Here is a 26,223-nt window from a genome sequence, read left to right as displayed (position 1 = left end):
GCCCAAGATACGTTCGGAAAGCTGAGGCCGTCCTAACGGCGTCGACGCCGCCTCGACCGACGCGGCTGACCGCGCTCGTCCAGGGCCGCCATCCGCAGGGTGAGCCGTCCGCGGTCTGGGGGCTCAGGCAGCCTGTGAGCGATTTTCAGGCCCACGAAAACGCCTGCCACGCCCGCGCCCAGGACGAACAGCAGGAGGACGAAGATCAGGCCGTCGTTGTTGTTGACCGGGTGGTCCAGGGGCACGACGGTCCAGTCGGCGGACCTTCCGGTCCGCTCGATCCGCTCGATGACCGGCACCTGGCCCTCAAGATCACGTGTGGAGGTCACCCGCGTCCGGACGGCTTCGGCAGTTTCGTCCGCCGGCACCTTGCGTTCCCAGCGGATTTCGGCCTCGCAGTGGTGGATGAGCCACAGGCGAAGCGGAGTCCGTTCACAGGAGATGATCTGTGCCACGCCGACATCGCGGGTCCTGTCACTCGGCGAGAAGCCGAGCACGTGCGACACCGACACCATCAACCAGGCGCTGAGAAGGAGAAAGACCACCGGGACCACGCCGATCGGCCAGGCGACGACCCGCCGCTCACCCATCGCGCCGCACGCACCGTCGGTCAGGCACCGGGATGAAGGGTCGGGACAGGCGGGACCGCGGCCACCGGAAGCGGCTGGGGCGGACCGCCCGGGCCGTCCATCTCCTCGGAGTCCTCGCTGAAGTCCGGCAGATCCGGCCGCACCCCCGGGAAGTACTTCGGCACCCGCAGGGTGATCTTCATCCCCGCGTTCGGCGCCGTCTCCACCATCAGCGCGTACTCGTCGCCGAATACCTGGCGCATCCGCTGGTTGATGTTGCCGACGCCGACGTGTGAGCCGGTCTTGTGCGCGTCCCTGAGGTCCTCGAAGAGCCGGTCGGCGTCCATGCCCACGCCGTCGTCCTCGATGACGATCAGCGCCTCCGAGCCGTTGTCGTGGGCGAACACGCTGACCGTTCCACCGCCGGGCTTCTTCGCGATGCCGTGCCGCACCGCGTTCTCCACGAGCGGTTGCAGCACCAGGAACGGCACCACCACCGACTGCACCTCCGGCGCGATCCGCAGGCGGACGTTGAGCCGTTCCTTGTAGCGGGCGCACTCGATGGTCAGGTACCGGTCGATGTTGCTCAGCTCGTCGGCCAGGGTCGCGAACAGGCCGGACGAGCGGAACGAGTACCGGGTGAAGTCCGCGAAGTCCTGCAGCAGCTCACGCGCGTGCTCCGGGTCGGTGCGGATCAGCGACGAGATGGTGTTGAGCGTGTTGTAGATGAAGTGCGGCGAGATCTGCGCGCGCAGCGCCCGGATCTCGGCTCGGGCCAGCTGCTGCTTCGACTCGTCGAGCTTGGCCAGTTCCAGCTGGATGCAGAGGAACGTGGCGACCTCGTCGGCGGCGCGGATCAACCGCTTGCTGTCGACGCCCCCGACGACGATCAGGGCGCCCTCGACCTGGCCGTCGATGATCAGCGGCACGATCACCGCGGTGCGCATCGGGCAGCTGCCGCGGTGGCGGCACTGCAGGTTCTCGTGCTGGATGTGGGCGCGCTGGCTGCGCCGGACGGCCTCGACCGTCGGCTCGGCCAGGTCCACGTAGTGCTCGTTGGCGGCGCCGTCCCAGGACAGCAGCCTGCCCTCGGCGTCGGAGATGCCGATGGCGACGCACTTGAGCATCTCGAGCAGGTGTTTGGTCGCCTCGTCGGCGGCCTGTTCGGTGAGGCCGTTGCGCAGCTCGGGCGCCGCCTTCGACAGCCGCTGGACCGCGTCCAGGACGGCGTCGTGCACGGAGCCGGACTTGCGGGGTCGGCACAAGACCACGAACAGGCCGAGCACGAGAAGCGTCGCGAGCACACCGACGAACGCGCGCTCGGTCAGCAGCTGGGCCACCGGTCAATGCTCCCTGTTCCACCGAAGGTGTGGCAAGGCTACTTGAGCAGTCGAGACATCCTGCGATCAGCGAGCGGCTTGCCGCCGGTCTGGCAGGTCGCGCAGTACTGGAACGACTTGTCGGCGAACGACACTTCTCGGACCGTATCCCCACAGACCGGGCACGGCAGGCCGGTCCTGGCGTGAACCCGCAGGCCAGAGCGCTTCTCACCCTTGAGCCGGGCGGCGTCCTGGCCGACCGAGCGGTCGACGGCGTCGGTCAGCACCGAGCGCATCGCCGCGTACAGCGTGTCGACCGCGTCGTCGTCGAGCCGGGCGGGCGTGGCGAACGGCGACAGCTTGGCCACGTGCATGATCTCGTCGGAGTAGGCGTTGCCGATGCCCGCGATCACCCGCTGGCTGGTCAGGACCGTCTTCAGCCGCTCACCGCGGTCCGACAGCAACTCGGCGAACTCGTCGCGGGTCAGCGCCATGGCGTCCGGGCCGAGCGTCGAGATCTGCTCGATCGACGCCGGGTCCTCGACAATCCACACCGCGAGGCCCTTCTTCGTGCCCGCCTCGGTGAGGTCGAACCCGGGCCCCTGCCCTGGCGGTCCGAGGTGCACGCGCAGCGCCAGCGGGCCCTTGCCGGGACGCGGCGGCGCGGCCGACATGGTGTCCGCCCAGCGCATCCACCCCGCGCGGGCGAGGTGGGTGACCAGGTGCAGCCCGTCGCAGTCGAGATCGAGGTACTTGCCATGGCGCCCCGCCGCGGTGACCTCTCGGCCGTGCAGCGCGGTCCATGGCGGGCTCACGGTCTTGAGCACGCTCAGGGACGCCACGTCGACGCGGGCGACCGTGCGGCCGACCGCGTGCTCGCGCAGATGGTGGGCTAGGGCCTCGACCTCGGGCAGTTCCGGCACGGCACCAGTCTTGCCGGTAACCGCGGTCCTGTCATGCCTGAGGCTTGAGGACGCCCTCGTAGCTGGGCTGGGTGTCCTGGGTGATGCTCTTGGCCACCTTGGCGATCTCGCCGCGGGCGGTGAAGTAGCCGCGGACCGTCCCGATCCACTTCTCCACTGGCTCACCGTCGCCGTCGTCGCCGGTCTCGGCGACGAGCTTCCACGGCCTGCGCAGCGCCCAGCGGACCGGGAAGAACAGCGCGATCATGAGCAGCAGCAGGATCACCCAGCCGGGCACGACGACATCGCCCGGCATCCAGGAGACCAGCACGATCCCGAGCACGGCGATTAAGATGATCATCACGATCCCCGGCACGTACCCCGCGGCGACATCGTGCTCGAAGTCGTCCTCAGTTGCCGGGGTACGCCATTCCAGCGTGCCGTGCACCGTCCACAGCCTGCCGTTCACGTCGCGAACCTGGCGCGTCATGTCCTGCCTCTCGGCGTTGGTAACCGGGCCACCACATTCAGTCACTACACCGAGAGACACGTTACCGCGTCATCAGTGGACTCAACGGGTGAATCGATCCCGCGAGGAATCACCTGACCGAATTGTCCCACCGGGCCAGGCGATGATCAACTGGCGGTGATCATCGACGGCTTGGGATCGGCCGTCGTCGACGTCGGCTCGGGCTTGGTCGAGACCGGCTCCTGCGGAGGCTTGGTCTCCGCGGGCTGGGTCTCCGCGGGCTGGGTCTCCTCCGGCGTGGTCTGCTCCGGCGCGGTCCCGTCGCCCGGGGGCGGCGAGGTCATGATCGCCGCGCGCGGGTCGCCCGTGGCCGTCGGTGTCCGGTAGACGGTGTACTCCGTCGTCTTGGTCACCACGGTCGTCTGCTCGGCGGCGTTGACCCTCGTCGTGGTTGTGCGCTCGTTGACGATGTCGTACTGGTCGTAGACCGCCCACTTGCGCTCGAAGGTCGACCGCTCGTAGACGACCGGCTGGCTCTCGTCATAGGGCTCCGAGGCCATCTTCGGCTCGATGCCTTCTTCCGCGGCCGGTTGCGGCTCGTCGGTCCGCAGCACGGCGGGCGCGTCCGGGTTCTGCGTGGCGGCCGCCCCCGCGTTGACGGGCTGCCGCTCCTGGATCGCGGCCTGCCTGGGCGTGCCCGGCTCGTGCGTCGCGGCCTTGGTCGAGTCCTTGGCGGGCTGCTGCGGGGGCTTCGGCGCCGCCGTGGCGTCGCGCGTATCGGTGATGACGACGTCGGGCAGTGGGCGCCCGTCGAGGTCGTCGAAGGCGGAGTTTGTGGTGCTCGAACCGCCCATGGCGACCATGACGAAGCCGAAGGCCCCGACCGCGGCTGCCGACGACGCGGCCAGTGCGACCTGCACCTTGGCGTTGGCCAGCAGGCCCTTGACCGTCCAGCCCGCGGCGGAGGAGGCCGCGGTGCCCATCTGCTGCCAGAGCGCCACCCCGGCGACCGGGGCGGCGAGGACGGCGGCGTGCGCGCGCAGGCCGGAGCAGACGTCCTGCAACTCGGCGAACATCGCCGTGCAGGACGGGCAGGTGGCCAGGTGGGCGCGGACCTTGCGGCGCTCGACGCCCTTGATCGTGCCCGCGGTGTACGCGCCGAGCTTCTCCAGGACCGACCGGCACCCGGTCGAGCCGCGGTCGATCGCGAGGTGGGCCTGCAGGTAGGCGGCGCGCAGACCCTGGCGGGCCCGGCGGGCGAGGGCGGCGGTGGCGTTGGGGCTCAGGCCGAAGTTGACGGCGACGACCGCCGGGCGGGCGCCCTCGACCTCGACCTCCCACAGCACGCTGCGCCAGCGCTCCGGAAGGCTGGTGAACGCGCGGGTGATCAGGTTGCGCTCGGTGGACTGGTTGGTCCGGTCCGGGTCGGCGCCGACGCGGTGGTTGAGCTCCTCGTCGGAGATCGGCACGTCGCGCCTGCGGCCGTTCCACTCCCAGGCGACTCGGCGGGCGACGATCAGCAGGTAGCCGCGCACGTTCTCGGTGGGGCCGGACCCGCGGCGGATCGCCTGCAGCACCCGGAAGAAGGCCTCGGCGGTGAGGTCCTCGGCTTCGGCGCGGTCGGCGGCGAGGCCGAGCGCGAGCCTGCGGACGGCGTCGCAGTGGCGGGAGAACAGCTCCCCGAACGCGGCGTCCTCACCGGCACGCAGGCGCTGCAAGAGGGCTTGGTCCTCGGCATGGGCGTGGTCTTGGGACAAGTCCAGGTCCTCGACTTGGTCGCGACGCCCGCCGATCGCAGGCCGGTGAATCCCGGTCATCCGGCCCGGTACCTCCTCCTGGCCGCCGTGACAATGTGTCCAAAGATGCCACATGACGCTGTCTTACGGTCGATAAACGTGAATAACGTTAATGGGAACCCTTCAGTCGGCGTCGGCCAAATGGGTCAATCGTGACCACCGAATGCGGGGACGCGTCTGCGGCTCATCCCGGGGTTCATCCGGGTCCCATCCGGGACTCGGATGGGACCGACCCACCCGTCCACAGCCACCCAGCGATCCGATATAGTGGTCCAGCACCACGCGGACGTGGCGCAGCTGGTAGCGCATCACCTTGCCAAGGTGAGGGTCGCGAGTTCGAATCTCGTCGTCCGCTCGTAGCCGAAGAGGCCCGTATCCCCAGGATGCGGGCCTCTTCGCTGTCTCCGCGACTACAGGGCGTTGGGTGCGAACGGGTCGTGCTCGGACAGCAGCTTCTCCACCCGCGCGCGCTCGACCCTACGGGCGACGGTGGTGTCCTCCTGGCGGTCGCGGACGACCTTGGCCAGGGTGAAAGCCGAGGTCACGGTGTAGAGGGCGCCCACGGCGAGGAACGCGCGCACCCACGGGTCCACCGGGAGCACGGCGATCCCGATGGTCAGGGCGACCAGGGCGATGGCGAACGAGACGGCGGCCTGGGCGAAGAACGCGGCTGTCGTCGGGGAGCTCGGGGTCTTGGCGTCGGCGGTCATGTCCACAAGATCGCGTGTGAGTGACCCCCGGCACATCGGTAGTACTACTCGACTTCGCCAAAGGCGGCCCGCACCGCGGCTTCGAGCCGGGGCAGCAGCGCGCGGTCCAGGTCCGCCGTCAGCAGCCGGGCGAGGGCGATGACCTCGCGGGCGGCGGGCGTCGCCGGGTCCGGAAGCGGCAGCCGCGCGACGTACTGGGTGATCCAGCGACGCCTGCCCGCGTAGAGCCGATTGCCGCAGACCTCGTCGTAGAACCGGGTGCCGAACCCGGAGTTGGCGACGCCGACCACCAGGTGCGCCACGTCCTCACCGAGTTCCGGCACGGCGATCCAGTAGCAGTCACCGTTGACCACCGAGCCGGAACGGTCGATGGCGAACCGGGGCTCGGGGCTGATGTCCGGGAACACGATCTTGGGCTCGCGCCAGAGCGCGGGCCGCTGCGGCACCCAGATCTCGAACCACTCCCGGCCCGCGTCGATCAGGTACCGGCGGGCCTGCAGCCGCTCGCGGTGGCCGCGCAGGTACGCGGCGGCGCGCGGATAGTCCTCCAGCCGGATGACCTGGCGCCTGGGCTGGTCGAGGTAGGGATAGAGGACGCGCCGCCGGGCCGCGCGCGGCGGTGTCCACGCGCTGAGGTCCTCGTGGGTCAGCAGCGGGCGCAGCAGGTCGGGCTCGACGTCGGCCCAGTCCTCACGGATGAAGACCGGGTCGGCCGTGGTCTTGATGCCCACCCGGACCCGGGCGAGGTCGCCGAGGGTGTGCCAGGTGCGGTCGGCGACGCGGGTCAGCCGCCGCTCACGCTCCGGCGTGCTCAGCCGCCAGGGATGGCCGCCACCGTGCGCGAGGGTGCCGACGTCCACTTGGAACGAACGGGCGCCGACGCTGAGCCGGGACGCGGTGTCCTTGGTCAGCGCGGTGAACAGGTCGCCGTCGGGGGACGCCACGTCGGACTCGTAGACGCTGGCGAACCAGGCCGCCCCGGCGGGCGGGCCCTTGACCGCCACGACGACGGCGGGCAGCACGGCCGCCTCGAACAGCCGGGTGTCGCCCAGGTCGAACACCTCCCGGACGTCGAGTTCGCCGGTCAGCAACTCGCGGACGTTGGCGCCCGCCTTGGTGGTGAGGAAGCGGTTCGAGCAGAGCAGGCCGAGCACGCCGCCATCGGCGAGCAGCCGGGGAACCGACGCGACGAACGGGTGCGTGAGGTCGATGCGGCCGCGCAGCCCGAACCGCGCCGACAGCTCGGCCGCCGCCGCGCCGAGGACCTGGGTGCGGACGTAGGGCGGGTTGGTGATCACCACGTCGAACGACCCGGCGGGCAGCGCGGCGCCCTCGACGGTGAAGTCCCCCGGCTCGATCACCGCGTCGGGCAGCCGGGCCCGGGCGGCGTCGACCGCGTCCGGGTCGAGGTCGAAGCCGACGAGTTCGGCGTCGGGGACGAGCTTGGCGAACGCGGCCAACAGCTCACCGTCGCCGCAGGCCGGGTCGAGCACCCGGAGCGCCCGCTCACCGGTCTGCCGGGCGACCCGTTCGGCGAGGAAGGAGGCGAGCGCGACCGGCGTGTAGTGGACGCCGTGCCGTTTGCGCAGGTCAGCCATCCTCGGCCGCCGCCGTGAGAACGCCGGCGCGCACGGCCTTCACCAGGTCGGCGTGGTCGGCCTCGGTCTGGTCGGCGTAGTCCACGGCGTAGGCGGCGAACGCCTTGTCCAGGTCGCCGCCGAGGTAGCCGGCGAGCAGCCGGGGATCGATCGAGCGGGTGTGCGCCCGGGCGAGCAGGGCGCCTGCGAAGCGGCCGTAGTCGTCGAGGTGGTCGCCGTCGAGGGTGGTGGCGTCGATCTCGCCCTTGCGGTTGCGGAACTGGCGGACGATGTAGTCGCGGCCGTGCACGGACGTCCAGCCCAGCAGCATGTCCGACTCGGCCTGCACCATCCGCGCGCCGTGCACGATCCGCTCGCCCTCGTGCTTGGCCGGGCCGATGCCCAGGTGCGCGCCCAAGGCTGAGGGGCGGGCCTCTTTCACTTGCAGGACAAGGGCTTCGTCACCGTTGCCGTGCAGCAGGACGAGATAGTTGCGCAGCCCGACACTGCCGGTCCCGACCACCCGGAAGGCCACATCGGACACCGCGTAGCGCGAGATCAAGTTCCGCCGCGACTCCCGCAGCGTGTCCACATAGGACTCCAACGCGTCGGTCACGGCCGCCGCGGTCTCGTCATCCACGTTGGTCATCACCGGCGGCTCGGTGACGAACCGCCACCGCTCGTCGGCGCCCCGCTGAGTCCACCGCGCGGCCACCTTGGCACTGGTGTTCTTCCGCGCCTTCTTGGCGGCCTTGGCGAAGTCGTCGAGCAGTTCCTCGGCCTTGACGTGGTTCAGCACGGACTCGTCACCCAGCGCCGTCCAGGATTCGAGGAACGGCTGCTTGGCCAGGTGATCGATGGTCAGCCGGTAGGACCTCACCACGTCCTCGGCAGCGTCCAGACATCCCTTCTCGGACACCCCGCCCTCCCGCCCGGCGAGGACCAGACTGGTGGCCAGGCGCTTGAGGTCCCACTCCCACGGCCCGGGCAGGGTCTCGTCGAAGTCGTTGATGTCCATGACGATCTGCCCGTCGGACGTCCCATAGAGCCCAAAGTTCGCCGCATGAGCGTCCCCACACAGCTGCGCCACCAACCCACTGCGCGCGCCGGCGGCGAGGTCGCCCGCCATCAGCCCGGCACTGCCCCGAAAGAAGGCGAAGGGCGACGCCATCATCCGCCCGACCCGCAGCGGCACGAGGTCGGCCAACCGCCCGTCGTTGCTCGCCTCGACAAACCCGGCGACGCTCGGTCGCGTGTCCGCGAGCACGACCTCACGGTGCGCCCGAGGTGGACAGCCGTCCCGCAGCGCCCGCCCTTGGGCGAACACCACCTCAGGCTCCACCCAACGGCCGAACGATCTCTCATCCATGCCGCCATCATGCGCCCTGAGAGGGGCTCTGGGGCGGGTCCGCGATGGAGTCCCGGTGTCACGTGCCGAACTCGGCCTCAGATCGCCCTTGATTCCAGCGGGAATGAACCCATCGGTGCCCACCCGCAGCCGACCGCGCCCGAGCCGCGTCACCCGGTCGGGCGAAGGCGTGCCGGGCGAACCGAGCGTAGGCAGGGGCTGCCGCGAGCGGCCGGGGATCTAGCTCTCGGTGGTTTCCACGCCGGTGCCGATCGGGCAGCTCACGCCCGTGCCGCCGATGCCGCAGTAGCCGTTCGGGACCTTGTGGAGGTACTGCTGGTGGTAGTCCTCCGCGTAGTAGAAGTCGGTGAGTTCGGCGATCTCCGTGGTGACCGGGCCGTAACCGCTCGCGCGGAGGGCCTGGTCGTACTCGTGGGCCGTCGCCTCCGCCGTGGATTTCTGCTGGTCGTCGGTGTAGTAGATCGCCGAGCGGTACTGCGTCCCCACGTCGTTGCCCTGGCGCATGCCCTGGGTGGGGTCGTGGCCTTCCCAGAAGGTGCGCAGCAGGGTCGCGTAGGTGATCTGGGTGGGGTCGAAGACGACGAGGACCACCTCGGCGTGGCCGGTCCGGCCGGAGCACACCTCCTCGTACGTCGGGTTGGGCGTGCTGCCGCCCGCGTATCCGACCGCCGTGGAGTAGACCTGTGGGAGCTGCCAGAACAGTCGTTCCGCCCCCCAGAAGCAGCCCATGCCGAAGACCGCGCGCTGCGCTCCGGCCGGGAACGGCGGCACGATCCGCCGGTCGGGCAGGGCCGCGTGGGCCGGGCTGACCACGATGGGCGCGTCTCGGCCGGGAAGCGCGGTTTCCGAGTGTTCCCGTCTGAAGAGTGGCATTCCTCCACTGTACGTAGCCCCGTCCTCCAGCACAGCCTCGTCACACGTTGGGCGAAAACCAGGCGAACCCGCCACACGATCCCGCAGGATGTGCGAGTGGCCGCGTCGACTGGCAGGGAGCGTCCCGATGGACTGGCACGAAGAAATCCGAAGACTCGACACGGCGCTGAGCCGTGGCGAGATCTCCGCCGCGGAACACCGCAAACGACGTGACGAGGTCCTCGCCGAGGCTTCCGGCGGCATGAACGGCCCGAGGTTGCTCCACCAGCCCGGGCAGGCGCCCGCGCCCCCGGTTCCCCAGCCCACCGCGCCCGAGCGCACCTCCACCGAGCACACCGTGGTCATCGACGCCGCGCGGGCCGCGGGCAACCCCCAGCCCCCGCCGCGTTCGGACCGTTCGTGGTCGGGCCCCATCGATGGCGCCGACGTCTTCTCCGTGCAGCCGAAGTCCGGCGCCGGACGCGGGGTGCGGACCTCGGCGCTGGTCCTGGTCGTCCTCGCGGTCGTGGGCGCGGGACTCTGGTGGTTCCTCCTCGGTAACGACCGCGCCTCCTCCGCTCCTCCCGCCGCCCCGCCCGCGCCGACCGCCGCGGCGCCGTGGAGCACCGACCGACTGCCCAACCCGACCGACGTCCTTTTCTCCACGACCGCGGTTCTCACCGCTCAGCAGGCCCTGGATAACGGGTTCGTCCGCGCGGACGACGTCGAGGCGATGAAGGCCGCGGGTGTCGAGAAGGTGTATTTCCGGGCCGTCACCGAGAACGGTCTCGTTTACCACTTGTTCGCTTTCCAGACCGCGGGCAAGGCAAGCGGCGGTGACCTCGCGGCGAAACTTCTCCAGGGCGCCGAGACCGATGTCGACGGACTCCCGGACCGGGTGAACGCGGCCAGGGCCGAGGCCCCGGGGGCGTTGGTTCTGGAGGCGACGTACGGCACCGAGGGGGGTGCCGTGCGGATCGTCGTGGCGCGGCAGGGCGAGATCGACGAGCCGCTGATGACCACGGAACTGCGCGACGCGGTCCGGGTCACCGTGGGTTCCATAGGAGTGCGGTGACAAAGACAGGCTTATTCGCGGGGAAAGGGCACGCGCCAACGGGCGCGACACCCTCGCGGTGCACAATGTGGCCATTCGTGGCTGACCGCCGACCAGCACTCCGGCGCGGGGTTTGGTTTGTCGAGGAAGGGGACAAGATTGTCCTGGCAGGATGAACTCCGCACGCTCGACGAGGAGCTCGCCGCAGGGCGGATCTCAGCGGACGACTATCGAGTTCGGCGGGATCAAGCGCTCGCCGCGGCCGTGTCTCCCGGGACCCCGGGTCAAGATCAGCGACCGGCCGAAGCCACCCAGTTCGTGACCCCGGTGAGCCCGCCCGCTGAGCACGCCGACCGCACCCAGGCGGTGAGCCACCAGCAGCCCGCCCAGGACCGCACGCAGGTCGTGGGCAACCAGGCGCCCAACCCGGAGGACACGCAGATCGTGTCGTCGCAGGACCGGACGCAGGCCGTGCAGTGGCACGCAACCCGCCCCGGCGACGCCGAGCGCACACAGGTCGTGCCAGGAGTGCCGCCGCAGCAGCACGGCGGCGGCTACGCCCCTCCGATGGGTCACCAGCAGCAGCACCAGCACGGTGGCTTCGGGCAGTACGACGACTCGATCTCCCCGCCGTGGGCAGGTTCCGACTTCCCGCCGCTGGCGGCGACCGGCAACCCGGACTGGATCCGGCAGGGCCCGGAGGTCTTCGAGACCGAGGGCAAGTCCACCGGCGGCAAGATCGCGCTCATCGCGCTCGCCGTCGTGCTGGTCCTCGGGCTGGGTGTGGGCGCGTACTTCCTGTTCTTCAACAAGAAGAATGAAGCCCCGGGGCCGGGCCCCTCGACGTCGACGGCGGCGCCGACGACCACGCAGCGGCCCAAGGACGACCTGGAGATCGCCGATCTCCCCGGTTCGCCCGAGGTCGCGCCGGAGATCACCTCGTTCAGCGACGTCGAGACGGCGAAGCTGCTGACCGAGGGCGAGCTGAAGGCGTACCAGACCGCGACGGGCACGAAGGCGCGGCTCGCGGTGTCGAAGCTGTCGGAGGGCTCGCAGGCGCTCGTCCTCACGGTCCTGACCGGTTCGCCGGATCTGGGTGCGACCGCGGTGGAAGCCTTGGTGCAGTTGCAGACCACGTACGGCATGCAGCCCTACACCGGCACCGCGCCGACTGGGGTCAAGGTGACCCAGATCGACGCCTCCGGCACCTCCCCGGCGACCATCCGCGGGCACTACATGCACAAGAAGACGCTGGTTCGGGTGCAGGTGTACGCGCCGACCATGGCCGAGGCGGCGAAGAAGTTCGACGACATCATGACGACCCAGCTCGAGGAGCTGCCCGCTGATGGGTGATCCTCGCCCGCGGCGGGTCGTCGGCTGCACGGTGGTCGCGAAGTTCGCGCTGCCCGCGGCCGAGGTACTGGCTCAGTCCTACCTTGAGCACCACCGCGACCACGGGTTCGTCATCGTCGTCACCGACGATGACGAACCCGTGCTCCGGGTGGGTCCGGCGGGCTGCCGGGCCCTCGGTGCTCGTGGCCTCCTCGCCGACGAGGCCGAGTATTTCCGGATGGCGACGGCGTACCCGGCGGACGAACTCGTCGACGCGGTCAAGCCGTTCGCGTTGCGCGCGCTGCTCGCCGACCACGACGCCGTGGTCTGTCTGGACGCGATGACCAAGGTGTTCGCGCCGTTCGCGGAAGCCGCGGATCTCGCGCTCGACCACGGAATCGTGCTCACACCGCACTTCCTGGCGCCGTTCCCCGCCGACGGCCGCGAGCCGGGCCACGAGGTGGCCGAGCCGCTCGGGGCGTTCGACACGCGGTTCGTCGCGGTCGGCAGGGAAGCGCGGCCATTCCTGGACTTCTGGGCGGATCGGGCCCGATTGGGCTCGGCCCCGGCCAAGCCGGGCCGGGTCAGCCGCAATCAGGCGTCCCTCGATCTCGTGCCCGCGCTGTTCCGCCACGCGGTCATCCGCGATCCCGGTTTCGCCGTGGCGTACTGGAATCTGCACGACCGCAAGGTGGCCGCCGACGGAAACGTCCTCACCGCCGACGGCAAACCGGTGCGGTTCCTGCATTTCGACGGCTACCGCACCCAGTCGCCATGGCTGCTCACCACCCGCTGCCCAAATCGGCCGCGCACCCTGCTCTCGGAACACCCGGTCCTGCGCGGGGTGTGCGACGACTACCGCGACGCCCTGATCGCCGCGGGCCACGCCGAGGGCCTCCAGGACGAATACCGCTTCGACACGTTCGGTTTCGGCACCGAGATCACCCCGGCCATGCGGAGCCTCTTCCGCCATGAGTGGACCCGGTTCGCCCGACGCGAACTGGCGCCCACTCCGTTCGCCACGACGAAACCCGAGCTGCCGCCGCACCCGTTCGGCGACGACGCGGGCGACGGGTACCGCCGCTGGCTGAGTTCGCCCGCCACCCCGGCGGAGCGCGCTGCGGGCTTCAACCGGCTGACGACCTGGGTCTGGGGCAAGCGCAAAGACCTCCAGGTGGCCTTCCCGCAGCCCTTCTCCGCGAGTGCCGAAGGGTTCCGCGGCTGGTGCCGCGACCACGGCACGCGGGAGGCGCGGCTGCCGGAGTGGGCGCTGCCCGGTGAGCCCGCGCCGCGGGTCGCGCCGGTGGACGAATTCGGCGTGAACATCGCGGGCTACCTCACCGCCGAACTCGGCTTGGGCGAGATGGGGCGCATCGTGCTCAAGGCCGTGGAGGCGGCGGAGATCCCGGTGGTATCGGTCGTCGAGGAGGAATCGCTCAACGGCAACGTCCGGACCGGTCTCGACCACCCGGAGACGGCGGGCGAGCCGCGGTTCCCGGTGAGCATCCTGGCCGTGAACGCCGACTACACCCAGCTGATCCTGGACAACCATCCCGACGCGGGCCGCGACCGGTACGTGATCGGCCTGTGGGCCTGGGAACTCGAAGACTTCCCGGCGACCCTGCACGGGGCCTTCGGTCTGGTCGACGAGATCTGGACGGTCAGCGACTTCTGCCGGACCTCGATCTCGCGGCACACCTCGGTGCCGGTGCGGACGATTCCGGTTCCGGTCATCGCCCCGGCCACGACCCACCGGCCGCGGCGCGATCCCGGCGACCCGGTCCAGTTCCTGTTCGTGTTCGACTTCAACAGCACCGGGCAGCGCAAGAACCCGTGGGGCGCTGTGACCGCGTTCCGGCGGGCGTTCCCGTCGCGCTCCGATGTGCGCCTGGTCATCAAGGCGACCAACGGGCATCTGCACGCGGGCGCCGTGGAGCGGCTGCGCGACGTGATCGGGGCCGACGACCGCGTCGAGCTGATGGAGCGCTACCTCAGCGTCGCCGAACTCGACGCGCTCTACGCCGAGAGCGACGCCTATGTGTCCCTGCACCGCAGCGAAGGGTTCGGGCTCACCGTCGCCGAAGCCATGGCGCGCGGCATGGCGGTGATCGCCACGGATTACTCCAGCACCACCGAGTTCCTCGACGAGAACGTCGCCTGGCCCGTCCCGTACCGGATGACCGACGTCGGACCCGGTTGGCTGCCCTATCACGCGGACGGCCGCTGGGCCGATCCCGATCTGGACGCCGCGGCGGCGGCGATGCGGCACATCGCCGAAGACCCCGCTGAGGCCCGGCGTCGCGGGGAGGCCGCGCGCGAGCACATCCTGCGCACCCGGTCCATGGACACCGCGGCCCAGTGGATGCGTGAGCGGATCACCGCGGCGCACGAGGCGTGGCGGCGCGGCGAGCGCGAAACCGTCGCCCCCACCAGGTCCGACGCGGGCGGTCCGCTGGCGCGTGCCCACCGAATCCTGCACTCGTCCCCGGACGCGGGCGCGCCGTCGCGGCTGCCGCTCGCCCCCGCGATGCGCAAAGTCGTCCTGCGGGCGATGACGCACTACGACGCCCACCAGCGCAAGGTCGTCGGCGCGGTCCTGGACGCCGTGGGTGAGGCGGTCAGAGATCTGAACGCCCGATTCACCCGGACGACGACCGCGCACGCCAAACGGATGGAGACCATCGAGTCCGAGTCCGCGAAACGGATCGACGCGCTCGCCGCCCGGCTCGACCGGATCGAGCGCTCGGTCAGGCGAAGCGAGGACTCGTGACCGGCGAGCCACGCGACTGGAGCCTGCCCGCGCTGCACGAGGCCTGGCTGCCCCGCGAGCATCCGCTGCACCGGCCGCGCCACGGCGGAAAACAGGTGGGCGCGCTGATCTGCGCCGCCATCTTCTTCGCGACGCCGCTGCTCTCGCTCGGCGTCGGGGCCCGCCCGGCGGAGATCGAGAACCGCCCGCTGGCGCAGTTCCCGAGCCCGCTCGCCGGGTGGAGCTTCTTCACCAGCATGCCCGCGTGGGCCACCGACCACCTGGTGTTCCGCGACGACGCCATCGCCATCTCCGACGGCGTCAGCCGGGGTGTGTTCGGCGAACCGCCGGTCCTGGGCAAGCGCGGCGGCTCGGACAACCCGCTCGACACCGGGCAGGTGCCGCGCAACGACTTCGACACCAGCACCATCCCGCGGGTGGTCGAGGGCAAAGAGGGCTGGCTCTACCTCGGCGAAGAGGTCGTCGCACGGTGCAAGCAAAGCCTTCCCATGCACGAGACCCTCGCGCAGGTGCGCAAACTGAAGGACGGGATCGAGGCGAGCGGACGCGAGTTCGTGCTGGCCATCGCCCCCGACAAACTCACCATTTCGCCCGAGTACCTGCCCGAGCGCTACCCGGGCAAGGACTGCGTCCAGCGGACCACCGACGAGTTCTGGAACCTCTACCGCAACGAGGACTACGTCCTGGACCTGCGGGAACCGTTGCGGAGAAAGGAAACCGAACTCGGCTCGCCCGTGTACCCGTCGATCGACGCGCACTGGGGTGACGAAGGCGGCCTGCTGATGACGCAGGCGATCGCCGAACACCTGCGGCCGGGCATCAGCAAGAACTGGCTGGTCACACCCGGTCAGCCCTGGCGCGCACCCGCCGACCTTCCGCCGCTCATCGGCCGGTCCGGCGATATCGATGGCCGCTACTACCTGGTGAAGCCCGACGGAATCCGCGACCGGGCGCGTGACATCCCGCAGGACTTCAACACCCCGCTGCATCTGGCGACGACTTCCGGTCCCGGAACTTTCGGACGCAAGGTCGGCATGCTCGGCGACTCGTTCACAATTCGGTCGAAGCGCTATCTGGGTGCCGTTTTCGGCGATATCACCCTTTTGCACTACGGCACGCTGCACAATAAGGGCAGGCAGCAGGCGGTGGAGATGTTGGCCGATTCCGACGTCGTCGTGTTCGAGATCGCCGAACGCGTCCTGACAACCGGCAACGTCGTGGTGTTCACCCCCGAGGTGGCCGACCAGATCGTGAGCGAACTCTCGGCCCGGCCGAAGCGCTGACCGGCTGCGGGCGGCGCGCCGACAACCTTCTAGACTCCTGACGACTGGCGGGAAGACACCGCCCGGACCCTCTGGACGACACGATGTCGGAAGCACGCTTCGCCGAGGCACTGTCCCGGCTTGACGAGAACAAGCAGCTGCGGCTGCCGCTTAAGCGTGGCGACATTCTCGGCAGGCTCGCGTTGCGTTTCCTGTGGCGGCGCGGCATCAAATGGCAGGTCGAATCCAACCTCGCCATTCGCGACGCGTTGGGAACTGTCCGGGAAATCGCGCACGAGCAGCGGTCGGCACTCGCCGGGGTATCCGCGGCGGTCACGGAGATCGGCGACGCGGGCGCGGCGAGCCGGGACGGGCTGCGGGCCGAGATCGAGGACCTGCGCCGCAACGACCAGAACATGATGGCCGGCCTGAACCAGCGGCTCTACGCCGCGATCGGCAGCGTCCGTTCGGAGATCGGTGATCTTCGGCTCCAGGTGGCCGACAAGCAGGAGCACGCGGGCCAGGTCGAGGCCCGGCTCGGCGCCATCGAGAGCGACCTCGCCGCGCTGGTCGCGACCGCGCGCGAGTCGGCGCTGCGGCACGCGCGGCTCGACTCGTTCCTGGACGCGGCCCGCACGGACCCGGCGAAGGCCGAGTCGCTGCCCGGCAGGCCCGATTTCCTCGAACTCTCGGTGGCGGCGCTGCTCGACGGCCCGGCCGACCTGGCGAGGGCGCGGCGTGCGGAGTACCTCCCGGTGGTCCGTGACGCCCGCGGCCAGGACGCCGGGGCGGCGGTGTTCGACGTGGCTCCGGGTCGCGGCGAGTGGCTCGAAGTGCTGCGGGGCGAGGGAATTCCCTTCGTCGCGGCGTCGACTAACCCGGTCGTGGTCGACCACTGCGCCGAACTGGGCCTCACGGTCCGCCCGGAACCCGCGCTCGACGCGCTCGCCGCGAGCCCGCGGCGCTCCCTCGCCGCGGTCACCGCTTTCCGCTACGCGGAACGGCAGGCACCGGAGGACCTCGCCAGGTTCGTCGAGGCGGCGGCCCTGGCGCTGCGGCCCGGTGGTGTCCTCCTGGTCGAGACACCGTTGGTGGGAGCCGACTTCCACGTCGACCCCTTCGCGATCCGGCCGGTGCATCCCACTTTCGCCCGCTATCTGGCCGAGTCCGCGGGATTCGCGAAGGTCGAGATCCGCGAGGTCCCGGCCACCGCGCGCGCCGGGGCCGAGCACTTCTGCCTCATCGCATGGACGTGACGTCGACCGGGCGGCACGTCATGTGGTCGCCCCTGCCGCCGGCGCGCAGCGGCATCGCGGACTACACCTACGAGTTGCTCACCGCTCTCGCGAACGAGATCGATGTCGACGCGGTCGCGGACAGCGCGGCGGCGCGGGTCCCATCTGGTGTCCGGCTGCTCAGCCCGCACGACGCCCGGTCAGTTGACGCGCTTCCCTTGTACCACATGGGAAATCATGCGCCCGCCCACGAATGGATCTACGAAGAGGCCCTGGCGCGGCCGGGTGTCGTGATCCTGCACGACACCTCCCTGATGGACTTCCACGCGCAGTTGTTCGGCGGGGTCCACACCGAGCGGTTCCGCGACGAGGTCCGCCACGCCCATGGTCCGATCTGGGGCACACCGGACGATCCCGCGCTGATCGACGGGTGGCCCGCGATCGACGTCGACGGGGTCCGCACCCTCGACCGCGCGACGCTGACCATGGAGCGCCGACTGATCGAGCGCAGCCGCGGCGTCATCGTGCACGACGACTTCGCGGCGCGGTGGCTCGGCGAGCGCTGCCCGGACGTCCCGGTGGCCGTGGTGCCGTCCGGCGCTCCGGTACTGACCGACGACACCCGGCGGTCGGCGACCCGCGCGAAGCTCGGCTGGCGCGACGACGACGTGGTCTTCGGCGTGTTCGGCGGCTTCAACCGGATCAAGCGCGCGCTCGTCGCGGTCCTGGCGTTCGCCCAGATCCGTCGGCGCTGGCCGCAGGCGCGGCTGCTCATCTGCGGGCACGCCGACGACCGGGCCGTGCTCGCCGACGTCGAGGCCACGATCGCCCAACTCGGTGTCCACAACTCCGTCCACATCGCGAAGAGCCCGGCTATGGACGAGTTCGAGGACTTCCTCGTCTGCACGGACACGGTCATCAACCTCAGGTGGCCGACCGCGGGTGAGACGAGCGCGGTGATGATGCGGGCGTTCGGCGCGGGCAGGCCCGTGATCACCAGCGACCTGCCGCAGCACCGGCACCTCGACGAGACGTTCTGCACCCGTGTGCCCACCGAGCCCGCCGCCGAAGCCGCGGCGCTGCTGACGGTCATGGAACGCGCGATGCTCGACCCCGAGGGCACCCGGGCCGCGGGCGTCGCCGCCCAGCGGTACGTCGAGTCGTCGGCGTCCTGGCCCGTCGTGGCCAGCCGCTACCGCGAAGCTCTCGACACGATGCGCGCCCACCGTCGCGACACCGCGCCCGCCCGCGTCGGCGTGAACGTGTTCGCCGACGCCCGCGCGACCACCGGCCTTGCCGAGTCGGCGCGCAGGCATTCGCTGGCGCTGGTCGAGGCGGGCGTCCCGATGACCTTCACCGAGTTCAACACCCGGGCGCCCAACAGGTCACTGCAGATCTCGCGGACACTCGCAGACCTGCGCAGCGGCAAGGACTACCCAATCGATCTGTGGTTTGTGAACCTCAACGAGTTCGCGCTGATCCCGCCCAGCGCGCTCGACCGGTACACGATCGGCCTGTGGGCCTGGGAACTGCCGGAGGTGGTGCCCCAGACGCTCACCCAGCTCCCCCGGCTCGACGAGCTCTGGGTGCTGTCGTCCTTTGTCGGCGAGGCTTTCCGCACGGTGACCGATATCCCGATCACCGTCGTCCCGTGCGTCGTCCCCGAGATCACGGGCGTCACCGCCGACCGGGCGAGGTTCGGCCTTCCCGACGACGGCATCACCGTCCTGTTCACCTTCAGCGCGTCGTCGAGTGACGCGCGGAAGAACCCGTGGGCGGTCGTCGAGGCCTACCGGCAGGCTTTCGCGCCGGAGGAACGCGGCACGAAGGCGCACCTGGTCGTCAAAGTCGTGGACCTGGAGGTGTTCCCCGAACTCGGCGCCGCGTTGACCGAGGCGGTGCACAGTGTCGGTGGCACGATCATCAGCGAGCACCTGACCCGCCACGAGATGGACACCCTCCTGGCCACCTGCGACGTATACGTCTCGCTGCACCGCTCAGAAGGCTTCGGCCTCGGCATGGCGGAGGCGATGTCGCTGGGCAAGGCGGTCGTGGCGACCGGATTCGGCGGCAACACCGACTTCATGCCGCCCGGCTCCGCCGCGGTCGTCGGGTACCGGCCGAGGATCATCAGCGAGCGTGACCACCGGTTCGGCGCGGCGTTCGGCGACTGGTACCAGGCCGGGCAGCTGTGGGCGGACCCCGATGTCGGCCAGGCCGCGCGCTGGCTGCGCAGGCTGGCCACGAACGAGCCGCTGCGCCAGGAGATGGGTGCCCGGGCGGCGCGTGCCATCCAGGAGATCTGCGGCATGGAGGCCGTGGGCGCGCTGATGGCCCGCCGGCTGGCGGAGATCAGCCCTCAGACGTAGGCCGACATCACCACATGCGGCACCGAGTAGTCGACCCGGTCGTCCTCGGTCTTCAGGGTGAAGTGGTCGATGTCCTCGACCCGGGAGAATCCGGCGGCGAACAGCATCTGCCGCAGCGCGACCGCGCTGACGGTCCAGTAGGCCCAGTAGTCGCCGTCGTCGGCGTGCGTCCCGACGAAGTGGCAGACCGGCTCCGCGGCTTCGGCGCTGTCCGGGGTGGCCGCGGTCGAGATGACCAGCCGGGTGCCCGTGACCGCGCGCAGCGCGCGGAGCGCTCCGACCGGGTCCGGCAGGTGCAGCAGCAGCGACCCGCAGATGACCAGGTCGAAGGTGCCGAACGTCGGGTCCAGGTCGTAGATGTTCTTGGAGACGTACGTCAGATCCAGGGCCATCGTCTGGCTGATCTCCGCGAGCAGACAGTCATCGGCCCAGATGTCGATCGCCGTCACCTCGGCCCCGCGCCGGTGGGCCTCCAGGGCGAAGTACCCGCTGGAGGTGCCCACGTCGAGCACCGTCATGCCGTCGAGCCGGTCGGCGATCCGGTAGTGCGACACGTACTTGCGCATGTCGTAGTCACCGTTGATCACCAGCTCCGGCGTCAACTCCAGTCGGTGGTAGGAACCGCCCGCGGCGTTGACCCGGTCGACCGTCTGCTTGGCACGCTGGAGGTTTTGTGCGTCGGTAGTCGTCGTCACGCACCGGATCGTAACGGTTTCAGCGCGTGGTCGTCGGGTGAGCGGGGGTGGTCCCGGCCAGCAGGTTCTCCAGCTCGGAGATCCGGCTTTCCAACGCGGCCGAGTAGCGGTGGGACTTCACCAGGTCGGCCCGCAGCGCGCTGATCGCCGCCTCCAGCGACTCGCGGTGCTCCGCGTCGCGCGCCGCCGTCTCGTCGCTTTCGCGCAGCGACTCCTCAAGCCTGCGGATGTACCCCGACTCCGCCGCCCGCACGGCACCGATGCTTTCGAGGGCTGTCGCCTGCCGGTGGGCCGCGTAGGTCTGGTACTTGTCGAAGACGTTCGCGGGCACCGACAGCTTGTCGAGAGCTTCAGCGTCGTCGGCCTGCGCGTAGAACCGGTTGAGGCCGTCGAACAGCGTGCAGCGGTAGCCTGCGGCGAGCAGCGTCGGTTCCCAGGCCTGGTGCGCGGGGGTGGGCGACCCGGGCGCCGTGGCCTCCACGACCAGCACCCGCGGGCGGTGCCGAGTCCAGTCACCGCCGTCGATCACGTCCTGCTCCGCGCCTTCGACGTCGACTTTGAGGAAGTCGACCGGCCCCGGGTACTCATCGAGGATGTCGGCCAGCGTGCGCACGTCGACCTGGATCTCGTCGACCCGCCACGAGCGGTCGTCGCGGTAGTGCCCGGCGAGGTCCTGGTCGAGGGTGGACCAGCCCCACTCCTCGTCCACGACGTGGAGAGTGGCCGTCCCCTTGCACGCGCCGACCGCGACGCCCAGTGTCACGTCCTGCGGCCGGGCGGCGCGCAGGGCCGCGCCCATCGCCGGGATGGGCTCGATGTTGATCCCACGCCAGCCCAGGTCGTAGAAGACCTTGGTGACCGAGGCCTCGACGGGGTCGCCCGCCCCGATGTCCACGTAGCGCCCGGACGCCTGGCCCCCGAAGAGTCGGGCGAGGACCACATCCTCGGCGTTCTGCGCGTAGGAGATCACGGGACCTTCAGACCTGCCTTAGCCGCCTCGATCTGCAGGTCGTTCTCGACCATCATCGCCACGAGCTGTTCGAAGTCGACCTCGGGCTTCCAGCCGAGCTTCTCGTGCGCCTTGGTCGCGTCGCCGACCAGCAGGTCGACCTCGGCGGGGCGGAAGAAGCGCGGGTCCTGGGTGACGAAGCCCTCCCAGTCGTCCAGACCGACGTGGCAGAAGGCGGCGTTGACGAAGTCGCGGACGCTGTGGGTGTGGCCGGTGGCGACGACGTAGTCGTCCGGCTCGTCCTGCTGCAGCATCAGCCACATCGCCTTGACGTAGTCGCCGGCGAATCCCCAGTCACGGCGCGGGTCCATGTCGCCGAGGACCAAGGTCTCCTGCAGACCGAGCTTGATCCGCGCGACGGCGTTGGTGACCTTCCTGGTCACGAACTCGATGCCGCGGCGGGGGCTCTCGTGGTTGAAGAGGATGCCGGAGCAGGCGTAGAGGCCGTAGCTGTCGCGGTAGTTGACCGTGATGTCGTGCCCGAACACCTTGGCGCAGCCGTAGGGCGAGCGCGGGTAGAACGGCGTGGTCTCCACCTGCGGCGATTCGCGGACCTTGCCGAACATCTCGGAGCTTGAGGCCTGGTAGAAGCGAATCGGGTTGTTGACGCTGCCGCCGACCATCCGGATGGCTTCGAGGAGCCGGAGCACGCCGAGACCGGTGACGTTGGCGGTCAGCTCGGCCTGCTTGAAGCTGAGCGCGACGAAGGAGATGGCGCCCAGGTTGTAGACCTCGTCGGGCTGCACCTGCTCCAGGGCGGCCACCAGGCTGGAAAGGTCCTGCAGGTCCGCCGCGACGAACTCGACGAACGGCAGTTCGGCCTGAACCATGTCGCTGCGCGGGTTGTTCTGCCCCTTGAGCAGGCCGAACACCTCGTAGCCCTGGCTGTGGAGGAGCTCGGCAAGGTATCTGCCGTCCTGACCGGTGATACCGGTGATCAACGCACGTCGCATTGCCCAAGAATAGTGAACGCCCCCAGCTCACATACCCCGGATGGCGCATGTCGGGGCCTGGGACCCCCACCGGGATGTAACCCGGATGGGTGGCAGGTGGGCGTGTCGAGCCGGGCCTCGTCGCACGGGCGGGTGCGGGGAGGAACATCGGTCGAATCACAAGCCCTTGGAGGCGATGATGTGGTTTCAGATCCTCGCGTTGGTGACCGTCGCGATCGTGTTCGTGGTGAGACTGGTCGTGGCGCTGACCGATAGGCCGACCCGGCGCTGATCAGCGGAGTTCTCGTACAGATCCAGGCGAATCGCCTCACAGCTCGGCTGCCATCCGGTCGACCAGCCGGACTGACTCGTCGTGGTTCAGCGCCAACGAAGCCACCTGGTCGAAGACTTGCAAAGCCGTGCGCACCTCGCGCTCCTTCTCGATTTCGACGAATCCGGCGATGTGCTCGACATAGGCGAGATCGGGATCAGGGCCCGAAAAGCTGAGCACCGTGAACGAGCCGCCGAGGCCGGAATGGGCACCGGCGTTGGGCGGGATGACCTGAAACGTCACATTGTCGAGCTCCGAGATCATCACGATGTGTGCCAATTGCTCTTTCATGCAGGGCAACTGACGGCGTAGAGCGGTGTGATCGATGATCGCGTGCAGTCGGAGGGGGTCGTCGGCGATGAGCCGCCGCTGGCGGCGCTTGCGGATCTCCACGCCACGGCCAATGGAGCCTTCGGTATGACGGGCGGGATCAGCGGCACCGGTGAATAGCGCCCGCACATACTCCTCCGTCTGGAGGAGACCATGCACCAACCCTAGTTGGAACGAACGGATCTCCGAAGCCTGAGCTTCGAGGGGCACGTAGCTGCGGTCGGGAATTCCATAGCAGTGCCACCAGCCCTTCTCCCGGGCGCGCTCCCACATCGCCACGTAGGGCGCCCAGTCCGTCGACACCAGCCCATACACATCCAGCATCGCCTGTAGTTCGTGGAAGCTCGGCACCTGCCCGGTCTCGATCCTGCTCATCTTCCGGTTCGTGAACCGCAGCCGGTCCCCCGCCTCCTGCTGCGTCATCCGCGCCCGCTCGCGCAACTCCCGCAGGGCGCGTGCCAGGACTCTGACCCGCAGGTTGGGCTCCGCCATCCATCACTCCTGTCGCACGCACCATCACCCAGTGTGCCGACGGAGTCCGACATTCCGGAATCCGGCGCGCGGTCTCCTGTGGACCACCGTCCGCCATGCCTACCTGGAACTACCTGCACCACCTTGAGTACCGGCGCGAACTTTCCAAGTACGAACGTGTGCTCCTGTACATCGAGACCGCCGAGGACCACGGTTTCTGCTTCCACAAGAAGGGCATGAGCCGCACCCAATGGCACGAGCACTACACCCGCCTGTGCGCCGCCGACTTTCTTGATCGAAAAGCCGCCGACCCTGGTATTTGGCTGGTCACGACCGTGCGCGTGCTTCCCGACAAGCGGACGCCCTTGTGCACCGTGCGCTTTCGCTGGACCCCCGAACGGATCATTGACAAAAACTGATCCCGGCTATTGCGCAAAGGTGAGCATCCCGACGTCCGGGAGGTTTCGCATTGCCTCTAGCCCCGCTATCTACTTGTCAGTAGCATCGCTTCGCATGGATGCATCGGAGCAGCTCGCGGCCCGCAAGGTCCGCTTCGTCGATGTCCTGCGCGCCTTGCCGAAACTCGCGCCGGATGGACTCAGGATGGCGCGTGGAGCGGTCGGACTGGTCACGCTCAAGCCGACCACTAAAGACTCGATCGGCCACATCTTCCAGCGCGCCGCCGCCGAGCACCCCGAGCGCCCGTTCCTCCGCTTCGAGGACACCGAGATCACCTACGACCAGGCGAACCTGCTGGTCAACCAGTACGCGTCGGTGTACGCCGCGCACGGGGTGGGCCCAGGTTCGACGGTCGCGGTGATGGCCGGGAACCGGCCGGAGACGCTGCTCGCCGCGCTCGCGGGCGTGAAGCTCGGGGCCGCCGTCGGCATGATCAACACCAACCAGCGTGGCGACGTGCTCGACCACAGTGTGCGTCTGCTCAACGCCACGGTCCTGGTCGCGGGGCGCGATTACCGCGAGGCGCTCGACGAGGTCACCACGCCGAAGATCCTTGATCTGGAAACGCTCGCGAACGGCGCGACCTCCACCGCGAATCCCGCGGTCACCGCGACGCTCACCGCGTCCATCACGGCCTTCTACATCTTCACCTCGGGCACCACCGGTATGCCCAAGGCGAGCTCGATGTCACATTTCCGGTGGCTCAAGAGCATGGCCGGAATCGGCGGACTCGGCGTGCGCCTGCGAGCCGACGACACGCTTTACTGTTGTCTCCCGCTCTATCACAACAATGCGTTGACGGTTTCCCTCTCCTCCGTCCTCTCCGCGGGCGCGACGCTCGCCCTTGGGCGCTCGTTCTCCGCGTCCCGCTTCTGGGACGACGTCGTGCGCACCCGTTCGACGGCGTTCTGCTACATCGGCGAGTTGTGCCGCTACCTGCTCAACCAGCCGCCGCGCGCGATCGAGCGCGAGCACAAGGTCCGCGTCGTCGTCGGCAACGGTCTTCGACCCGAGATCTGGCACGAGTTCACCGAGCGCTTCGGCATCAAGCGGGTCGCCGAGTTCTACGGCGCCAGCGAGTGCAACCTGGCCTTCATCAACGCGCTGAACATCGACCAGACCGCGGGGACGTGCCCGCTGCCGTTCGCGGTCGTCGAGTACGACCCCGACACCGGCAAGCCGAAGCGGGTCGGCAAGGGGCTGCGCAAGGTCAAGTCCGGCGAGGTGGGCCTGCTCCTCACCAAGGTCACCAACCGCGCGCCGTTCGACGGCTACACCGACGCCGACGCCTCCGAGCGCAAGCTCGTGCGCAACGCCTTCAAGAAGGACGACTGCTGGTTCGACACCGGCGACCTGGTCCGGATGCAGGGCTTCAAGCACGTCGCGTTCGTCGACCGGCTCGGTGACACCTTCCGGTGGAAGGGCGAGAACGTCGCCACGACCGAGGTCGAGGGCGCCATCGGCGAGCGGCCGGACGTCGAGCAGGCCGTGGTCTACGGCGTGGCCGTGCCGGGGACCGACGGCAAGGCCGGGATGGCCGCGGTGAAGCTGCGCGACGGCGCGCGGTTCGACGGCCAGGTGCTGGGCAAGCACCTCGCCGAGCGGCTCCCGACCTACGCGATCCCACTGTTCGTGCGGGTGATCAACGAGGTCGAGCAGACCTCGACGTTCAAGTCGCGAAAGGTGGACCTGCGCGACGAGGGCTACGCGTCCTCGGTGACCGATCCCCTGTTCGTCTTCACCGGCGACCAGTACGTGCCCTGGTATCCGTCCTATCCGGACGAGGTGGCGGCGGGCAGAATTCGGGTATGACCCGAATTGCCGCTCTGCTGCGCGGAGTGAACGTCGGCGGCAACAAGAAGATCGCCATGGCCGACTTTCGCACCGTGCTGTCCGATCTGGGCTATGAAGAGGTCCGGACGCTGCTGCAGAGCGGCAATGCCGTCTTCACCGCCAAGGACAACGCAGCCAAGGCCGAGAAGCGGATCGAGAAAGCGCTTGCCGACCTGGGTCTCACCACGCGCTGTCTGGCGCGCACCGCCGCCGAGATCCAGGCCGTGATCGACGCGCACCCGCTGGTCGACGTGGCCGACAACGGGTCGCGGATGCTCGTGGTGTTCCTCTCGCAAGACTTGGATCCGGCGCTCGCCGGCGAGCTTGTCGCGCTGGCGCCGGACCACATCCGAATCGGCTCGCGGGTCGTCTACCAGTGGTGCCCGGACGGCATTCTGCAGGCGCCGGAGCTCGTCCCGCTCGTCGCGAAACGGTCGAAAATCGCCGCCACCGCTCGCAACTGGAACACCGTCGTAAAGATCGGCGCGGCCCTCTGAGCCCCGCGCGAAACGCCCGAATGTCGAACTCAGTGTCCTGAACGTGGAACTCACTTGCCGGAACGGGGAACTCGCTGTTCT

Annotated in this window: 22 protein-coding genes and 1 tRNA gene; 10 read left to right on the top strand and 13 right to left on the bottom strand. The window is 69.5% G+C overall.

What is annotated here, in order from left to right; translation table 11 throughout:
* Positions 1-32: 32 nt before the first annotated feature.
* From GPZ80_RS19165 to GPZ80_RS19145, 5 genes are all read right to left on the bottom strand, one after another.
* A complete protein-coding gene (locus GPZ80_RS19165) occupies positions 33-554 on the bottom strand; it encodes a hypothetical protein (RefSeq protein ID WP_187221902.1) in 522 nt (173 codons plus the stop codon).
* A 56-nt stretch (positions 555-610) separates the two neighbouring features.
* A complete protein-coding gene (locus tag GPZ80_RS19160) occupies positions 611-1,909 on the bottom strand; it encodes a GAF domain-containing sensor histidine kinase (RefSeq protein WP_187221900.1) in 1,299 nt (432 codons plus the stop codon).
* A gap of 38 nt (positions 1,910-1,947) precedes the next feature.
* Entirely contained in the window at positions 1,948-2,811 is an 864-nt protein-coding gene (locus GPZ80_RS19155) for an Fpg/Nei family DNA glycosylase (protein WP_187221898.1), read from the bottom strand.
* Positions 2,812-2,842: 31 nt separating this feature from the next.
* Positions 2,843-3,280, bottom strand: coding sequence for a DUF983 domain-containing protein (locus tag GPZ80_RS19150; RefSeq protein ID WP_187221895.1), 438 nt, complete (start codon positions 3,278-3,280; stop codon positions 2,843-2,845).
* A 146-nt stretch (positions 3,281-3,426) separates the two neighbouring features.
* The gene (locus tag GPZ80_RS19145) at positions 3,427-5,076 is read right to left on the bottom strand and encodes a sigma-70 family RNA polymerase sigma factor (RefSeq protein ID WP_187221894.1); all 1,650 of its coding nucleotides are present in this window, start codon (positions 5,074-5,076) and stop codon (positions 3,427-3,429) included.
* Between the two features lie 261 nt (positions 5,077-5,337).
* Here GPZ80_RS19145 and GPZ80_RS19140 point away from each other — a divergent pair.
* A tRNA-Gly gene (locus tag GPZ80_RS19140) sits at positions 5,338-5,410 on the top strand.
* 55 nt (positions 5,411-5,465) lie between these two features.
* On the opposite strand, the gene GPZ80_RS19135 is transcribed toward GPZ80_RS19140, so the two are convergent.
* The 4 genes from GPZ80_RS19135 to msrA form a co-directional block, all read right to left on the bottom strand.
* Positions 5,466-5,765 (bottom strand): YiaA/YiaB family inner membrane protein, encoded by a 300-nt coding sequence (locus GPZ80_RS19135; RefSeq protein ID WP_187221891.1) that lies wholly within the window; start codon positions 5,763-5,765, stop codon positions 5,466-5,468.
* A gap of 44 nt (positions 5,766-5,809) precedes the next feature.
* Positions 5,810-7,363 carry an N-6 DNA methylase family protein gene (locus GPZ80_RS19130; protein WP_187221889.1) on the bottom strand — a complete coding sequence of 518 codons (1,554 nt, stop codon included), beginning with the start codon at positions 7,361-7,363 and terminating at the stop codon, positions 5,810-5,812.
* Complete coding sequence (locus GPZ80_RS19125; protein WP_187221888.1) at positions 7,356-8,711, bottom strand: DUF2252 domain-containing protein; 1,356 nt, start codon at positions 8,709-8,711, stop codon at positions 7,356-7,358. Before GPZ80_RS19125 ends, GPZ80_RS19130 begins: the two co-directional genes overlap by 8 nt.
* A 219-nt stretch (positions 8,712-8,930) precedes the next feature.
* Positions 8,931-9,584, bottom strand: coding sequence for a peptide-methionine (S)-S-oxide reductase MsrA (msrA, locus tag GPZ80_RS19120; RefSeq protein ID WP_187221886.1), 654 nt, complete (start codon positions 9,582-9,584; stop codon positions 8,931-8,933).
* A gap of 127 nt (positions 9,585-9,711) precedes the next feature.
* Between msrA and GPZ80_RS19115 the strand changes: the two genes are divergently transcribed.
* From GPZ80_RS19115 to GPZ80_RS19090, 6 genes are all read left to right on the top strand, one after another.
* Positions 9,712-10,638, top strand: a complete 927-nt coding sequence (locus GPZ80_RS19115) for a hypothetical protein (protein WP_187221884.1) — start codon at positions 9,712-9,714, stop codon at positions 10,636-10,638.
* 138 nt (positions 10,639-10,776) lie between these two features.
* Positions 10,777-11,970 carry a flagellar basal body protein FliL gene (locus GPZ80_RS19110; protein WP_187221882.1) on the top strand — a complete coding sequence of 398 codons (1,194 nt, stop codon included), beginning with the start codon at positions 10,777-10,779 and terminating at the stop codon, positions 11,968-11,970.
* Positions 11,963-14,719, top strand: a complete 2,757-nt coding sequence (locus GPZ80_RS19105) for a glycosyltransferase (protein ID WP_187221880.1) — start codon at positions 11,963-11,965, stop codon at positions 14,717-14,719. Before GPZ80_RS19110 ends, GPZ80_RS19105 begins: the two co-directional genes overlap by 8 nt.
* Entirely contained in the window at positions 14,716-16,002 is a 1,287-nt protein-coding gene (locus GPZ80_RS19100; protein WP_187221878.1) for an alginate O-acetyltransferase AlgX-related protein, read from the top strand. Before GPZ80_RS19105 ends, GPZ80_RS19100 begins: the two co-directional genes overlap by 4 nt.
* A gap of 83 nt (positions 16,003-16,085) precedes the next feature.
* Positions 16,086-17,237, top strand: coding sequence for a methyltransferase domain-containing protein (locus GPZ80_RS19095; RefSeq protein WP_187221876.1), 1,152 nt, complete (start codon positions 16,086-16,088; stop codon positions 17,235-17,237).
* Complete coding sequence (locus GPZ80_RS19090) at positions 17,228-19,585, top strand: glycosyltransferase family 4 protein (protein WP_187221874.1); 2,358 nt, start codon at positions 17,228-17,230, stop codon at positions 19,583-19,585. The genes GPZ80_RS19095 and GPZ80_RS19090 overlap by 10 nt, the downstream gene beginning before the upstream one ends.
* Here GPZ80_RS19090 and GPZ80_RS19085 read toward each other — a convergent pair.
* The 4 genes from GPZ80_RS19085 to GPZ80_RS19070 form a co-directional block, all read right to left on the bottom strand.
* Positions 19,576-20,280 carry a class I SAM-dependent methyltransferase gene (locus tag GPZ80_RS19085; protein WP_187221872.1) on the bottom strand — a complete coding sequence of 235 codons (705 nt, stop codon included), beginning with the start codon at positions 20,278-20,280 and terminating at the stop codon, positions 19,576-19,578. The two genes, GPZ80_RS19090 and GPZ80_RS19085, sit on opposite strands and share 10 nt — an antisense overlap.
* 19 nt (positions 20,281-20,299) lie before the next feature.
* On the bottom strand, positions 20,300-21,250 hold the full coding sequence (locus GPZ80_RS19080; RefSeq protein ID WP_187221870.1) for an FkbM family methyltransferase: 951 nt from the start codon (positions 21,248-21,250) through the stop codon (positions 20,300-20,302).
* Positions 21,247-22,242 carry a GDP-mannose 4,6-dehydratase gene (gene gmd, locus GPZ80_RS19075; RefSeq protein WP_166657920.1) on the bottom strand — a complete coding sequence of 332 codons (996 nt, stop codon included), beginning with the start codon at positions 22,240-22,242 and terminating at the stop codon, positions 21,247-21,249. The genes GPZ80_RS19080 and gmd overlap by 4 nt, the downstream gene beginning before the upstream one ends.
* Before the next feature lie 307 nt (positions 22,243-22,549).
* Positions 22,550-23,374: a helix-turn-helix domain-containing protein gene (locus GPZ80_RS19070; RefSeq protein WP_187221868.1), complete on the bottom strand. Its 825-nt coding sequence runs from the start codon at positions 23,372-23,374 to the stop codon at positions 22,550-22,552.
* 95 nt (positions 23,375-23,469) lie between these two features.
* On the opposite strand from GPZ80_RS19070, the gene GPZ80_RS19065 reads away from it, so the two are divergent.
* From GPZ80_RS19065 to GPZ80_RS19055, 3 genes are all read left to right on the top strand, one after another.
* Positions 23,470-23,772 carry a hypothetical protein gene (locus tag GPZ80_RS19065; protein WP_187221867.1) on the top strand — a complete coding sequence of 101 codons (303 nt, stop codon included), beginning with the start codon at positions 23,470-23,472 and terminating at the stop codon, positions 23,770-23,772.
* Between the two features lie 94 nt (positions 23,773-23,866).
* Complete coding sequence (locus tag GPZ80_RS19060; protein ID WP_187221865.1) at positions 23,867-25,624, top strand: long-chain-acyl-CoA synthetase; 1,758 nt, start codon at positions 23,867-23,869, stop codon at positions 25,622-25,624.
* Positions 25,621-26,142 carry a DUF1697 domain-containing protein gene (locus GPZ80_RS19055; protein ID WP_187221863.1) on the top strand — a complete coding sequence of 174 codons (522 nt, stop codon included), beginning with the start codon at positions 25,621-25,623 and terminating at the stop codon, positions 26,140-26,142. Before GPZ80_RS19060 ends, GPZ80_RS19055 begins: the two co-directional genes overlap by 4 nt.
* The last annotated feature ends 81 nt before the right edge of the window (positions 26,143-26,223 follow it).

Origin of the sequence: Actinokineospora xionganensis, assembly GCF_014323725.1 — a bacterium.
GTDB classification, from domain to species: Bacteria; Actinomycetota; Actinomycetes; order Mycobacteriales; family Pseudonocardiaceae; genus Actinokineospora; species Actinokineospora xionganensis.
Note: the sequence above shows the minus strand (reverse complement) of the source record. Positions and strands in the feature narration are given on the sequence as shown.